This is a genomic window from Exiguobacterium sp. UBA3968 (genome assembly GCF_002385115.1).
Lineage (GTDB): Bacteria > Bacillota > Bacilli > Exiguobacteriales > Exiguobacteriaceae > Exiguobacterium_A.
Map to the genome: position 1 here is coordinate 206,169 of NZ_DGCW01000005.1, position 14,126 is coordinate 220,294.

The following is a 14,126-nucleotide window of genomic DNA, read 5'->3' on the forward strand; positions in this document are numbered from 1 at the left end:
CTTAAAGGGTATTGAAGTTTTCGAAAATAGCACAAAGGGGGACATGAACATGTCAAAATTTGAATTACCAGAACTCGGCTACGCTTATGATGCGCTTGAGCCACATATCGATGCTCGTACGATGGAGATTCACCACACGAAACACCACAACACGTATGTCACGAACGTGAATACGGCGCTTGAGGGTACAGAACATGAAGGAAAGTCACTTGAAGAACTTCTTCAAAACTTGGATGCTCTCCCAGCAAACATTCAAACTGCAGTCCGTAACAACGGTGGCGGTCACTGGAACCACTCATTCTTCTGGAAATTGTTGAAGAAGAACGATGGCGCTGCTCCAACAGGGGAACTTGCAACAGCAATCGACGAAGCATTCGGATCATTTGATGCATTTAAAGATGCGTTCGCAAAAGCAGCAACAACTCGTTTCGGTTCTGGTTGGGCTTGGTTGATCGTTGACGGTGGGAAATTGGCAGTCGTTTCGACTCCAAACCAAGATACACCAGTCATGGAAGGCAAAACGCCAATCCTTGGTCTTGATGTTTGGGAACATGCATACTATCTCAACTATCAAAACCGTCGTCCGGATTACATCAATGCATTCTTCAACGTCGTTGATTGGGACCACGTAGCGAAGCTTTACGCTGACGCGAAGTAATGGAAAGAAGCGTATCGTTCAATTGTGAACGATACGCTTTTTTTAATGCGGAAAATCATGGGATAGGTTGTTATGGAAAGTTTCCTTCTATATAATGAAACAAGATGACTTTTGAACGATAGGGGAGTACGCCATGGCTAAACGAATCACCGTACGAGGAAGACGGCGTAATCATCTGCCGCTTCGTCTGAATTTAATGTTCTTCGTCGTTTTTTTATTGTTTGCGATTTTGATTTTCCGTCTAGGAGTCGTTCAAATCGTCAATGGTGAAAAAATTTCGCGGGAAGTCCAAAAAACGGAGATGACTGCATCAAAGTATGAAGTACCACGTGGTAAGATTTATGACCGGGATGGTCGTCTACTTGTCGATACAATTTCTAAATACTCCATTGTATATCGTCGCGCACAATCGACGAAAGTAGATGAACGTATTGAAATCGCGCAGCGTCTCGCAGCAATCATTGATCTGCCTAAAAAAGACTGGAAAGTCACGGAACGTGACATCAAGGATTTTTGGGTCGCGACGAACACGAAAGAGTCGGATCGTCGTTACCAAGCAGCAGTGAAAAAGAAGTATCCTTCAACGGAAGCACAAAGTAAGCTTTCGATTGCGGAACAAGATCAAATCCGCCTGGATGCGATCACGAAAAAAGATATTGATTACGATGATAAGACGATGGAAGTCATTGCGATCAAACATAACATGGAAGTCGGTTATGCGCTTGATCCACAACTCGTCAAGCTCGGTGCGTCTGCAAAAGAGATGGCAATCATCGATGAAAATTTAGAAGATTTGAAAGGTGTATCGGTTGAACCGTTTTACGAACGCTCTTATCCGTATGAAGGAACACTTCGAAACATCTTCGGAAAGTACTCGAAGATTCCGGCAGAACAACAAGCGGAGTTCAAAGCAAAAGGATATAGTTTGAATGATCGTGTCGGGACTTCGTTCCTTGAGCAACAGTACGAAGATCTTCTGCGCGGGAAACCGGCATACGATGTGTACGAAACGTTTAATGGAGAACCGGTCGGTGATCCAAAACGTGAAGAAGGCGAGTCCGGGAAGGACCTCGTTCTAACCGTTGATGCGGAATACAACAAAAAAGTAGATCAAATCATGCAACAAGCGATCAAAATGGGTCGTGGCATGGGTAGTCGTTATTTAAAAGAAGGATATGCCGTCGTCATGAATCCACAAACTGGTGAGATTTTAGCGATGTCAGGTCAAAAGCTTGATCCTTCGACTGGGAAGTTCACGGATGTAGCGATTAATAATGTCTTGACGTCTCTTCAAATCGGTTCAACGATCAAGGGTGCGACAGTTGCGATGGGACTACAGGAAGGTGTCATTCGTCAAAACGAAGTCATCAACGATGCGCCGATCACAATCGGAGGTACAAAAAAAGGATCATATGTTAACATGGGACCGATTACGGATTTAACGGCGCTTGAGCGCTCGTCGAACGTCTATATGTTTAACATTGCGATGCGGATGGCGAAATATCCGAGCAATGGGATTGCTGGTGCGAGCGTGGATGGAGCAGCTGCCATCATGCAGAATTACTATAGTCAGTTCGGTCTTGGGGTGACGACAGGTGTTGATTTGCCTTACGAAGCAAAAGGTGTTCAAGGGACGCCAGACCGTGTCACGTTGTTGATGGACCGAGTCATTGGTCAGTACGATGCCTTTACGCCGCTTCAAGTCGCGCAGTACATTTCAACACTTGCGAACGGTGGTTATCGAGTTCAGCCTCACTTCTTAAAAGAAGTATTGGCGTCGAACTCGATTGAAAAGGGTACGAAAAAAGTCGATTACAGCTTTAAAACGAATTATCTGAACCGGATTGAAGTCAGTCAAGATAATATTGATCATGTCCGGGAAGGGTTGCACCGTGTTGTAAAAGGTGAGCGTGGTACAGCCAAAGTCATCGCACAAACTGGAATCGATGCTGCAGCAAAAACAGGTACTGCACAGGTCAGCGTCTATGGGGATGACGGAATCGCCTTACGTGACGGAAGCGGGCAACCGGTTCGTTCATTGAACTCGAATCTTGTCGGTTGGGCACCGTATGACAATCCAGAGATGGCGTGGGCCGTGTTCCTTCCTTATATGGAACAAGAGACTGTCAACTCGAAAATCGGTCATGATCTTGTCAAAGCGTACTTCAACGTAAAGGACGTACCGTGGCAGACTAAGCCAAATTAACTAGAAACTAAGCGAGGGTGAGCAATCACTCTCGTTTTTTTTGTTTGTATTGACCTTTTTTTGTAATGGATTTCGAATTGTAAACACTAAAAAACACGCCTTTACAATTCTTTTACGTTGGATTCATTTCGTTTTAATAGTTCATCCGTAGTATAAGTCTTGTAAGGAAAACGGATAAAAAGTCGTAGCATCGTCAGCGACATACTTTCGAGGAGGAAAATTAATCATGTCTTGGATGAAAAAAACAGCACTCATTACAACGGTAGCATCAATCGCAGTAGTGGGGGCAGCATGTGGTAACGATAAAGGCGGTTCTGCTAGTTCATCTGATTTAAAAGGGAAAATCGCAATCGACGGTTCTTCTACAGTCTTCCCGATCATGGAAGCTGTCGGTGAAGAATATTCAACGGAACAACCTGACGTAAATGTCACAGTCGGTGTCTCTGGTACGGGTGGCGGATTCAAACGCTTCGTCGTCGGTGAAACGGATCTTTCGAACGCATCGCGTGAAATTAAAGAAGAAGAAGCAGCTGAAGCGAAAAAGAACAACATCGAATATACAAAACTTTCACTTGCATATGATGGTCTAACTGTTGCAGTCAGCAAAGATAATACATGGGTAAAAGAACTCTCGCTTGATCAACTCGAAAAGATTTGGCTCGACCCAAACGTTAAGACTTGGAAAGATGTTGATTCTTCTTATCCGGCTGAACCACTGAAGTTCTTCAGCCCAGGGAAAGATTCAGGAACATTCGACTTCTTCTCTGAAAAAGTACTTGAGAAGAAAGACATGCGTAAAGACGTTCAACTGTCTGAGGACGATAATGTACTCGTCAAAGGGGTTGAAGGAACGAAAGGTGCGATCGGTTACTTCGGTTATGCCTACTACGCTGAAAATAAAGATAAGTTAAAAGAAGTACCACTTTCAGCTGAAGGAAAAGATGCTGTCGATCCAACACCAGAAACAATCAAGGATTTATCTTACCCGCTGTCACGTGAAATCTACACGTACGTCAACAACAAATCATTGAACGATAAAAAACAGGTGGCAGACTTCGTGAAATTCACGAACGAAAACGCTGGAGATTTAGCTGAAGAAGTCGGTTATATCAAAATGCCACAAGATCGTTACGATGAAAACACAAAAGCAATCGAAGATGCAATGAAATAATCATCGAGTCATGAGGATGGCCCAACCGGGGAAGTCTGTACCGGTTGGGTCCCGTTCTCATGTCAAGAAGGAGTAGGGAGCGAAGAAGGATGAATTCAACACCCAATAAATCGGTTCGCGAGCTGATTCAACAGAACCGACAGCAAAAATTCAGTGTGAAAAACGTCATGGAACGCATCATGCCGATCGTTTTATTTCTGTGTGCGTTCGTCTCGGTCGTTACGACCATCGGCATCATTCTCACGTTAGTCATTGAAACCGAGCATTTCTTTGAAGTCGTTCCGTTCAAGGAATTTTTCGGCAGTACGAGCTGGTATCCACTGAACTCTCAACCAGAGTATGGGATTTGGCCGCTTGTCGTCGGTACACTTGAGATTACCGTGATTGCGATGCTAGTTGCCGTGCCGATCGGCCTCACGTCTGCGATTTATTTAAGTGAGTATGCGTCAGACCGTGCACGCCGTATCTTAAAACCGATTTTAGAAGTCTTAGCTGGTGTTCCGACGATCGTTTTCGGATTCTTCGCGTTGACGTTCGTCACACCACTACTCGTTAAATTAATTCCAGGCATTCAAATCTACAATGCGCTCAGTCCGGGGATCGTCGTCGGTATCATGATCATTCCAATGATCGCCTCGATTTCTGAGGATGCGATGAGCTCTGTTCCTAAAAAAATTCGTGACGGTGCGCTTGCTCTTGGTTCGACACGTCTTGAAGTCGCATTAAAAGTCGTTGTTCCCGCTGCCTTGTCCGGAATCATTGCTTCAATCGTACTCGGAATGTCTCGGGCAATTGGTGAGACGATGATCGTGACGATCGCTGGTGGTTCGAATCCGACAGCTGCTGTTAATCCACTCGAGCCGGTCCAGACGATGACTGCGTATATCGTTCAGGTCGCTTTAGGCGATGCTGGATTTGGAACAGTTGAATATTACAGTATCTATGCGGTTGGTACGCTCTTGTTCGTCTTTACGTTATTGATGAACTTACTCGCGAACTGGATCACACGCCGCTTCAGAGAGGAGTATTAAGATGGCCTTACCAGAAAAGCAACCTGTCACAAAAAAATTCATCGACCCGGTCGCAGTTAAGAAATCCATTAGCCAACGCCTCGTCGTCAACAATGTAACGAAAGTCATTTTCCTCGTCGGTCTGTTTTTCGGTCTCGTCGTCTTAGGTATTCTCCTATTCGGCGTCATCCGTGACGGTGCTTCGTGGTTATCACTTGAATTTCTACAAAACGCACCATCTCGTCGTGCGGAACGTGCCGGAATCTATCCAGCGTTAATGGGATCGATCTTCTTGATGCTCCTGATCATCCCGATGATTTTCATCATTGGTGTTGGAGCAGCAATTTATTTAGAAGAATATGCAAAAAAGAGTCGGATGACATCGTTCATCGAGGTCAATATCTCGAACCTCGCAGGTGTTCCGTCGATCGTCTTTGGTTTACTCGGATTAACGTTCTTCGTCCGTAATATGGGCTTCGGTTCGACGTTGATTGCTGGAGCTTTGACACTCGCATTGATGAGTCTTCCGGTCGTCATCGTTTCTTCTCAAGAAGCAATTCGCGCCGTGCCACAAGCGATGCGCCATGCATCACTCGCACTCGGTGCATCGAAATGGCAAACGACGTTCAAAGTCGTTCTTCCGGCATCACTTCCGGGAGTCATTACAGGAATCATCTTAGCTGTATCCCGAGCGATCGGTGAGACAGCACCGTTGATCATGGTCGGAGCTGCCATTTTCATCGCCCGTGCGCCAGAAGGGATCTTTTCAGAGTTCACGGCATTACCGATTCAAATCTATAACTGGACAAGTCGTCCACAAGCGGACTTCCAAGGTCTTGCAGCAGCAGGAATCATCATCTTGATGGTCATTCTCTTGACGATGAACTCGCTTGCGATCTGGATTCGGAACCGATTTTCTAAACGCTATTAATCGAACGAGATAGAAGGGATTTCTTTTAAGGAGGAAGACAGATGATGGATACGAAGCTGAATACGAAATCAGTCGTCACAGAAGGGGCAGAGCGTATGAACCAACCAGTAGTAGCACGCGAGAGCGTCTATAACGTTAAAAATTTAAATTTATGGTACGGTGACGATCACGCGCTTAAAGATGTCAATCTTGATATCAAAAAAAATGAAGTTACGGCAATTATTGGACCGTCAGGATGCGGTAAATCGACATTCATCAAAACATTGAACCGGATGGTCGAACTCGTTCCGATCGTGCGGACGAATGGTGTCATTGAGTATCACGGACGTAATATCTTTGAAAAAGAGTATGGTGTTGAAGAATTACGGACGTCTGTCGGAATGGTCTTTCAGCAACCGAATCCATTCCCAAAATCAATTTACGATAACATCGCATATGGTCCACGTGTCCATGGCGTTAAAAACAAAAAAATCCTTGATGAGATCGTGGAACGTAGTTTACGCCGAGCAGCGATTTGGGATGAAGTCAAAGATCGCTTAAATGAAAATGCCTACGGTCTTTCGGGTGGTCAACAACAACGTCTCTGTATCGCGCGTTGCCTCGCGATCGAGCCGGATGTCATTTTGATGGATGAGCCGACATCGGCACTGGACCCGATTTCTACATTAAAAGTAGAAGAACTCGTCCAAGAGTTGAAATCGGACTACTCAATTATCATCGTCACGCACAACATGCAGCAAGCTGCACGTGTATCTGACAAAACAGCATTCTTCTTGAATGGTGAAGTCGTCGAGTTCGATCAAACAGACCGGATCTTTGGAAATCCGACCGACAAACGGACGGAAGATTACATTTCAGGACGATTCGGATAAGAAGGGGAGACGAGACGAATGGCAGCGAACCGTACAATTTTTGGAGAAAACCTTGCAATACTCGATCAAAAAGTCTTTTTACTAGCGCGAAAAACGATGCAACAAATCGCAACGACAGCAGAGGCGCTCGAAAAATATGATCAAGATATCGCACGTGGTGTCATTGCGAACGACAATGAACTCGATGATCTTGAACTCGAAATCAACGATGATGCGATCCTCTTAATCGCGAAGCAACAACCAGTTGCGACGGATTTACGACGGATCATCACGGCGATGAAGATTTCATCGGATCTCGAGCGGATTGCGGATTATGCAGGAAATATTTCAAAAGCAGTCCTTCGTGTCGAAACATTTCCATACGTCATCGATATCTCCTTGTTGAAGGAAGCGTTTGAGACATTACTCGATATGACGGAAACCGCAATCGTTGCATATCGTGATGGAGATGTCGAAAAAGCAAAAGCACTGTCTGATCTAGACAATGTCATCGATGAGACGACATACAAGGCGCTCCGTCAGTATATGCGTCATATGTCCTTGCAACCGATCGTTGTCGATGAAGTCATGCAATTCACGAACATTTGCCGATATATCGAGCGAATGGGTGACCACTTGACGAACGTCGGGGAACATCTGATCTATCTCGAAAAAGGAAAACATTATGATTTAAATGGGTGAACTAAGTAGGCAGGAGGAATTTCCTCTGCCTACTTTTTTTGTAAAGGGATTCGAAACACGTTTGTAGAATAGGAAAGAAGTGAATAATGACAGAGAGGTGATTGGGAATGCTTGAGCAAATCATTAAAATGAAAGAACAAGGGCTGACAACAAAACAAATCGCAGCACAATTGGATACGACTGAAGGAAAAATTAAATATGCTTGGACCAAATATCGTAAATCATTGACAGATCAACCAACTGTAGAAGCACCGAAAGTAAAATCAAAAACTGTCAAACAGACCAAAAAGTCGACTGCACCGGTATTAGATGTCGTACCGTCTGTGCAAGTGATGCCATCACTCGAACGTGATGCGTTTGGAATGGCGACGCATTATGAAGATGATATTCTCCATGCGATCGTTCAGTCACCGACTGCGTTATATGTCTACTGGGAATTGTCTGAACTGTCGAAACAGTTGTTAGAAACGCATTATCACACGACATTTGATTCGTTCCGTAAAGAGTTACGCATCATTGACGTCACACTCGTCGATTACGAACAAGGACAAGCGAATCGTACGTATCAGTTCGAACTGCCTGAGATGACGAATGCTTGGTTCGTTCGACCAGTTGCCCCGAATACTACATACATCATTGAATGGGGCATTCAAACGATTGATGGAGATTTCGTTCCAGTACTACGTTCGAAACCAGTCGAGACACCACGTGACGAACCAGTCACAGACGGACGCTTCGCCGAAGTCGTGCATCATTGGCAATACGGTGAGGTCGAACAGCCGGAATGGGTCGAGGTATTACGCCCGTATTCTTATTTCGATCGCGTCCGATAATGGAATTAGAGAGAGGAAAGGAAGAGAAGCTATGCGAAAAGGATATTTTTCACTCGTCTTACATGCACACCTACCATATATCCGTCATGAAGAGGCGCATCGTCTCGAGGAACGGTGGATGTATGAAGCGATTTCAGAAACCTACATTCCATTATTGTGGGAAGTCGACCGCTTATCACGTCCGCTCGGTTGGACAGTCAGTATTTCACCGCCGGTCATCGAGATGCTTGCCGATCCACTGATTCAAGACCGCTACATCGAGCATATCGAGGACACATTACGTTTGATTCGTCAGGAACTGGAACGAGAGCTTGACCAAAAGGAACGAGATGCTCTTTTATTCTATCAAGACCGCTATCAAGATTTATTGAATACGTTCCTTCACTGGGAAAAAGATTTGAACCGGGCATTCCGCCATTACAAAGAGCAAGGCTATCTTGATTTGATCACCTGTACGGCGACACACGGGTTCAGTCCTCACATGTTGTCTGAACAAGCGGCGCGCTCTGAAATTCAGACAGGCTTGAACTGTTTTGAACGCCATTACGGATTCCGTCCATCAGGTCTTTGGATGCCGGAATGTGCCTATACGCCAGGACTTGATCGGATTTTATATGAGGAAGGCATTCGCTATACGTTCGTCGATGAACATTCGATTTTAAACGCCGATCCAGCACCAAAACACGGAATCGGAGCACCCGTCTATTCTCCACACGGCGTAGCACTCTTCCCGCGTGATCAAATCATTTCCGGAAAAATCTGGAGTTCTGTCATCGGGTATCCGGGACATCCTGATTATCGTGAGTTTTATCGGGATCTCGCTTATGATCGAGAATGGGATCAAATTGCTGAGTTCATGCATCCGGAAGGCTTACGTTATGATACCGGGTTGAAATTGCATCGTGTAACAGGTGAGACGGATCAAAAAGACTATTACGTACGTGACTGGGCATGGCAACGAACAAGTGAGCATGCAGCAGATTTTGCTCAAGCACTTGGTGAACATTTAGATGCATATCAAGGACAAGACTTCCCGCCATTTCTCGTCACAGCACCATTTGATGCTGAATTGTTTGGTCACTGGTGGTTCGAAGGACCTGATTTCCTTGGTAAAGCGATGGAACGTCTAGAGGATCAGACGATTGAGTCGATTTCACCAGCTATGTTCCTCGAACGTCACTTCCAAGACATCGATACGGCACATGTCGCGATGGGAACGTGGGGACGAAAAGGCTATGCGGAAGTCTGGATCAACGAGCGCAACGACTGGATGATTCGCCATCTCCACCAGCTCGAAAAGAGACTAGCAGGAATCGTTGCGCGAAATCGTCATCAAGATGCATTGACTGTCAAGGCGAAACGCCAGCTCATTCGAGAATATCTACTTGCTGTCTCAAGTGACTGGCCGTTCATTTTAGACGGACAGACGACAGCACAGTACGCTGCGAACCGGTTCCGTGAGCATATCTTACGTTTTGAAGAAACCGAACGTCGTCTCGATGCACAAGAATTAACGATGGACTGGTTGGAAGGGCGTTATCAACAATATCCGTTCTTGCAAGATGAAGACATTGAACCAGATGTTTTCTTAACGGCTCATGACTATTATGTTGCGGTCAAACGCGATGCTGCTTTGAACAAGGATGGTATTCTCATGTTCACTCGGGATTACGAACAATCTCACCGTCCAGTTCGTGATGTAGCTAGACGACTAGCGGCAGCGGGAGAGAACGTCTACGTCGTAACGGAACATCCTGAAGCGTATCGATTCGAGGAGGGTGTACATGTATACGGGGTACAAGTGACAGGTCTACCGCTCGTTCAAACATACAATCAACTGGCTGCGTTAAATCTAGCCTTCTTGCGTCAGGCGCAAGCCTTGGCGAAGATCGTTGACTTCCAAGTCGTTCATAACTTCAATATGGAAACAGCGTCAGCTGCCCAGGCAATCGCCAAGATGAAAGAGTTGCCACTCGTCAGTAATGTTTATGATGTCGAGAGTGAGCGTTCTCCGGATCGTTCAGGTGGTCTGGTCGTTGCGTTAAAACGACTTGAAGGAGACGCATTGCGTCAATCGGCTGTCGTTTATCTAGAACGGGAAGAGTCACGCAACGGGGTGGAACAGGAGTATCACGTTGAAAAGAAACCCCTTCGTTTTGAAGAGAACCTTGAAAAACCATATCAACACGTGACGAATCCGAAAAAGAACGGATGAACAGTTGCAATTCCTTTCCTTTCTTGGTACGATACTTGAGTATGCTTAACCTTATGTAAAGCAAAATCACTTGATACATCGAGAGCTAGATAGGAGGGAATTCCATGCGCGTTAAAATCACATTAGCTTGCACTGAAACTGGTGACCGTACTTATATCACTAAAAAGAACAAGCGTAACAACCCAGAGCGTCTTGAGTTGAAGAAATACAACCCACGTCTCCGTAAACACACACTTCACCGTGAAGTGAAATAATTGAGATGGAAGCCGTCACTTCGTGTGATGGCTTTTTTTGTGGAAAGGAAGACAGTTATGAACAAACAAGAAGTACGCCGTCTGATCAAAGAAAGATTAGATGTGATGGAGAACCGTGCTGAAAAGGAACGATTAATACACGAACATGTTTTGTTATTGCCTGAATGGCAACAAGCGACTTGTGTCGCAATCACGTTAGCATTTCGAAATGAATGTGATACAAGCATATTGATTAAACAAGCGTGGCAAGAGGACAAGACGGTCTTGATACCGAAAGTAGTCGGAGAAGAGATGGTCTTTTATGAATACAGACCAGAAGATCAATTGCAGCATAATCAGATGGGAATCGCAGAACCAATGGATTCAGCTCGTCGCACTACACTTGATCAAGCGGGATTTTGTCTCGTTCCGGGACGCGCCTATCGACGGGATGGCTATCGCTTAGGGTGGGGAGGCGGTTATTATGATCGTGCACTCGTGACATACACAGGTTGTAAAGTATCCATCGCCTTTTCAGAACAGCTCTTTCCAGATTTTGAAGTGGAAGACTTCGATATCCCAGTTGATCTCATCGTCACGGACCAAGAGGTTATCCGATGTTAAGTGTTACGATTTTATTTTGTCTCATTCTCGCCTGGACTGGACGATATTTTCGCTTGTTGACGACAAGCGGGGCTGTCTTGACAATGCTCGTCGGTAGTGGTGTCTCATTTGGATTCGGCTTGAAAGGTTTAGTGGTGCTCTTACTCTTCTTTGGCAGCTCGAGTCTTTTATCGAAAATTGGGCGTTCTAGAAAAAAATCCGTGGACGCGATCGTCGAAAAAGAGGGTGCACGTGACGGATGGCAAGTACTTGCGAATGGAGGAGTAGCGTTCGTCGCTGCTATAGCCTACGCCATGACGATGAATTTTGCGTATCTCTTGTTATTCCTATTCGTCATCGCGGCATCGAATGCCGATACATGGGCTTCGGAAATCGGTCCACTCTCAAGACGTGATCCATGGTCTTTGAAAACATTACGACGGGTACCAGCAGGAACGAGCGGAGCGATGTCGTTAATCGGAACGTTAGGAACAATTGCTGGAGCTGCGTTCATCGCTTTAGCAGCGCAGTGGATCTTTTCTCTTTCTTTGACAGAGGCCTTACTTGTGACAGGTATCGGTGTCCTTGGAAGTCTGCTCGATACACTATTTGGAGCAATGTGGCAACGCGTGTATGAATGTTCAGTTTGCGGGGAACGTACGGAAAAACGAGAGCATCATGGACAACCGACAGCTTACGTATCGGGTATTTGGTTTCTTGGAAATGATGCGGTAAACGTCATGACGAGTGGTCTAGCGAGTGGAATCGGGTTTATCATCGTCCGATTCTGGTAAGTGCAAAGTATGACAGGGTAATTCCTTATGTTAGGATATCGATGACACAAAATGGACAAATGTGATTAATTTCACATATTACAAAGAATGTGAAAGATGTTACAATTTATTTGTGAGATAGTTAACAAACTCTTAGAACGAATGAAAGGGTGGACATAACGAGATGGAATTACATGCGAAAGTAACACGGGTGGCGTTAATCGGAGCAGGTGCGGTCGGTTCAAGCTTTGCTTATCAGATGTCAACAGCCGGACTTTGTGAGGAACTTGTCATCATTGACGTCAATAAAGCAAAAGCAGAAGGTGAAGCGATGGACTTGAACCACGGAACCCCGTTTAGTTCTTCACCGATGCGGATCTGGGCTGGAGATTATATGGACTGCCGAGAGGCTGAGGTCGTCGTCATCACGGCGGGAGCTCCTCAAAAACCAGGAGAGACGAGACTCGATCTCGTCGCAAAGAATGCATTGATCATGAAAGAAATGATTCGTCAGATTATGGATTCTGGTTTTGATGGTCTCATCGTCGTGGCTTCCAATCCGGTTGATATCATGGCACATCTGGCTTGGAAATATTCCGGTCTTCCAAAATCACGCGTATTTGGATCAGGAACGGTGCTCGATACAGCACGTCTGCGTCAAATGCTTGGAGAATACTTTCACATCGATTCTCGCAATGCCCATGCCTACATTCTTGGAGAACATGGAGATACGGAATTCGCTGCCTGGAGTAATAGCCGTATTTATGGAAAAACAATTGATGAACTACTTGCTGAGGACGATCGTTATTCTCAAGCAGACCTTGATCAAATCTATATCAACGTTCGGGATGCTGCCTATCATATTATCGAACGTAAAGGAGCAACTTATTATGCGATTGGACTTGGACTTGTTCGAATCGTGCGTGCCATCCTTGGGAACGAGAACTGTTTGTTGACGGTCGGGGCGTATGTAGATGGGCAGTACGGGATTTCCGGCATTCACATCGGAGTACCGGCGATCATCAATCGTCAAGGTGTGCGGGAAATCATTGAAGTCGCGTTGACGGAAGAAGAAATGAAGAAGTTTCATCATTCTGCTGATGTATTACGTCAGACGCTCGAACCTGTCTTGCAAGATTAACGGCGCAAAGCATGACGAAAACCTCATAAATAGAGAGCTTAAATAGAGAGCTTAAAAACTCAAATGGTGATCCTGTATCTTAGTGTCCACCTTTGAGTTTTTGTTATGAGAAAAAAGAGGCAAACATCACTACTGTATTTAAGTGAAATTAAAAGAGAAAAAAATCTAGGTTTTATTTTACTAGAAAAGGGTTAAGTAAGAGATAGAAGCGTTTTTCCGTTATTTTTTGTACGTCATGAAACCCAAAAAAGGAGAGAATCGACAGTCATGTATACTTTTCGAAAATTAACTAAAGAGGATGCAGAACAATACTGGAATCTACGCCTTGAGGGATTAAAGAATCATCCAGATGCGTTCGGTCATTCGTTTGACGATGAACAGCAAACCCCGCTCCGCGAAGTACGAGAAGGTCTAGAAGGAGAACCCGACTCCGATGAGATTTGGCTCGGTATGTTCGACGGCGATGTATTGTTTGGGTTTGGTCAGGTCAAGCCATATGAACTGTCACGTGAATCGCACAAAGCGATGATTTCCGGAGTATATGTTTCGCCTGCATATCGTGGAGGGACCGGTCGTGCTCTAATGGAGGCCTTGATCGACGAGGCGAAGAAGTTACCAGACGTTGAGCAAGTCATTCTTGCCGTATTATCAGGAAATGAAGCAGCGCAAAGTCTTTACGAATCGCTCGGCTTTGAAGTATATGCCGAAGATCCAGACTCCGTAAAATTAGAAGATGGCACATACCGTGATGATATTTGGATGAAAAAATACGTCTAAGTTCATTATATGGTGTGGACAA

Annotated in this window: 14 protein-coding genes; all 14 read left to right on the forward strand. The window is 45.2% G+C overall.

Annotated features, from left to right (window positions below):
• Positions 1-49: 49 nt before the first annotated feature.
• The 14 genes from B3S86_RS02690 (at position 50) to B3S86_RS02755 (ending at position 14,104) form a co-directional block, all read left to right on the forward strand.
• Positions 50-658, forward strand: a complete 609-nt coding sequence (locus B3S86_RS02690) for a superoxide dismutase (RefSeq protein ID WP_035409166.1) — start codon at positions 50-52, stop codon at positions 656-658.
• Between the two features lie 133 nt (positions 659-791).
• On the forward strand, positions 792-2,864 hold the full coding sequence (locus tag B3S86_RS02695) for a peptidoglycan D,D-transpeptidase FtsI family protein (protein ID WP_035409164.1): 2,073 nt from the start codon (positions 792-794) through the stop codon (positions 2,862-2,864).
• A gap of 226 nt (positions 2,865-3,090) precedes the next feature.
• Complete coding sequence (locus B3S86_RS02700) at positions 3,091-4,035, forward strand: PstS family phosphate ABC transporter substrate-binding protein (RefSeq protein ID WP_035409162.1); 945 nt, start codon at positions 3,091-3,093, stop codon at positions 4,033-4,035.
• Positions 4,036-4,124: 89 nt separating this feature from the next.
• Entirely contained in the window at positions 4,125-5,066 is a 942-nt protein-coding gene (gene pstC / locus B3S86_RS02705) for a phosphate ABC transporter permease subunit PstC (protein WP_035409160.1), read from the forward strand.
• A 1-nt stretch (position 5,067) separates the two neighbouring features.
• Entirely contained in the window at positions 5,068-5,976 is a 909-nt protein-coding gene (pstA, locus tag B3S86_RS02710) for a phosphate ABC transporter permease PstA (protein ID WP_035409158.1), read from the forward strand.
• Positions 5,977-6,071: 95 nt separating this feature from the next.
• A complete protein-coding gene (gene pstB, locus B3S86_RS02715) occupies positions 6,072-6,848 on the forward strand; it encodes a phosphate ABC transporter ATP-binding protein PstB (RefSeq protein WP_052019099.1) in 777 nt (258 codons plus the stop codon).
• 18 nt (positions 6,849-6,866) lie between these two features.
• Entirely contained in the window at positions 6,867-7,529 is a 663-nt protein-coding gene (phoU, locus tag B3S86_RS02720) for a phosphate signaling complex protein PhoU (RefSeq protein WP_035409154.1), read from the forward strand.
• A 107-nt stretch (positions 7,530-7,636) separates the two neighbouring features.
• A complete protein-coding gene (locus tag B3S86_RS02725) occupies positions 7,637-8,362 on the forward strand; it encodes a DUF4912 domain-containing protein (RefSeq protein WP_290748879.1) in 726 nt (241 codons plus the stop codon).
• Positions 8,363-8,393: 31 nt separating this feature from the next.
• A complete protein-coding gene (locus tag B3S86_RS02730; RefSeq protein WP_290748882.1) occupies positions 8,394-10,577 on the forward strand; it encodes a 1,4-alpha-glucan branching protein domain-containing protein in 2,184 nt (727 codons plus the stop codon).
• Between the two features lie 104 nt (positions 10,578-10,681).
• Positions 10,682-10,831, forward strand: a complete 150-nt coding sequence (gene rpmG, locus B3S86_RS02735; RefSeq protein WP_012369771.1) for a 50S ribosomal protein L33 — start codon at positions 10,682-10,684, stop codon at positions 10,829-10,831.
• A gap of 57 nt (positions 10,832-10,888) precedes the next feature.
• Positions 10,889-11,434, forward strand: a complete 546-nt coding sequence (locus B3S86_RS02740) for a 5-formyltetrahydrofolate cyclo-ligase (protein WP_035409149.1) — start codon at positions 10,889-10,891, stop codon at positions 11,432-11,434.
• Complete coding sequence (locus B3S86_RS02745; protein ID WP_056060181.1) at positions 11,428-12,207, forward strand: DUF92 domain-containing protein; 780 nt, start codon at positions 11,428-11,430, stop codon at positions 12,205-12,207. Before B3S86_RS02740 ends, B3S86_RS02745 begins: the two co-directional genes overlap by 7 nt.
• Positions 12,208-12,370: 163 nt before the next feature.
• Positions 12,371-13,327 (forward strand): L-lactate dehydrogenase, encoded by a 957-nt coding sequence (locus tag B3S86_RS02750; RefSeq protein WP_035409145.1) that lies wholly within the window; start codon positions 12,371-12,373, stop codon positions 13,325-13,327.
• A 267-nt stretch (positions 13,328-13,594) separates the two neighbouring features.
• A complete protein-coding gene (locus B3S86_RS02755) occupies positions 13,595-14,104 on the forward strand; it encodes a GNAT family N-acetyltransferase (RefSeq protein WP_035409143.1) in 510 nt (169 codons plus the stop codon).
• The last annotated feature ends 22 nt before the right edge of the window (positions 14,105-14,126 follow it).

Bases quoted from the DNA above. Each gene is read 5' to 3' on its own strand.
- B3S86_RS02690 (WP_035409166.1), top strand. From the start codon at position 50: ATGTCAAAATTTGAATTACCAGAACTCGGCTACGCTTATGATGCGCTT.
- B3S86_RS02695 (WP_035409164.1), top strand. From the start codon at position 792: ATGGCTAAACGAATCACCGTACGAGGAAGACGGCGTAATCATCTGCCG.
- B3S86_RS02700 (WP_035409162.1), top strand. From the start codon at position 3,091: ATGTCTTGGATGAAAAAAACAGCACTCATTACAACGGTAGCATCAATC.
- pstC (WP_035409160.1), top strand. From the start codon at position 4,125: ATGAATTCAACACCCAATAAATCGGTTCGCGAGCTGATTCAACAGAAC.
- pstA (WP_035409158.1), top strand. From the start codon at position 5,068: ATGGCCTTACCAGAAAAGCAACCTGTCACAAAAAAATTCATCGACCCG.
- pstB (WP_052019099.1), top strand. From the start codon at position 6,072: ATGAACCAACCAGTAGTAGCACGCGAGAGCGTCTATAACGTTAAAAAT.
- phoU (WP_035409154.1), top strand. From the start codon at position 6,867: ATGGCAGCGAACCGTACAATTTTTGGAGAAAACCTTGCAATACTCGAT.
- B3S86_RS02725 (WP_290748879.1), top strand. From the start codon at position 7,637: ATGCTTGAGCAAATCATTAAAATGAAAGAACAAGGGCTGACAACAAAA.
- B3S86_RS02730 (WP_290748882.1), top strand. From the start codon at position 8,394: ATGCGAAAAGGATATTTTTCACTCGTCTTACATGCACACCTACCATAT.
- rpmG (WP_012369771.1), top strand. From the start codon at position 10,682: ATGCGCGTTAAAATCACATTAGCTTGCACTGAAACTGGTGACCGTACT.
- B3S86_RS02740 (WP_035409149.1), top strand. From the start codon at position 10,889: ATGAACAAACAAGAAGTACGCCGTCTGATCAAAGAAAGATTAGATGTG.
- B3S86_RS02745 (WP_056060181.1), top strand. From the start codon at position 11,428: ATGTTAAGTGTTACGATTTTATTTTGTCTCATTCTCGCCTGGACTGGA.
- B3S86_RS02750 (WP_035409145.1), top strand. From the start codon at position 12,371: ATGGAATTACATGCGAAAGTAACACGGGTGGCGTTAATCGGAGCAGGT.
- B3S86_RS02755 (WP_035409143.1), top strand. From the start codon at position 13,595: ATGTATACTTTTCGAAAATTAACTAAAGAGGATGCAGAACAATACTGG.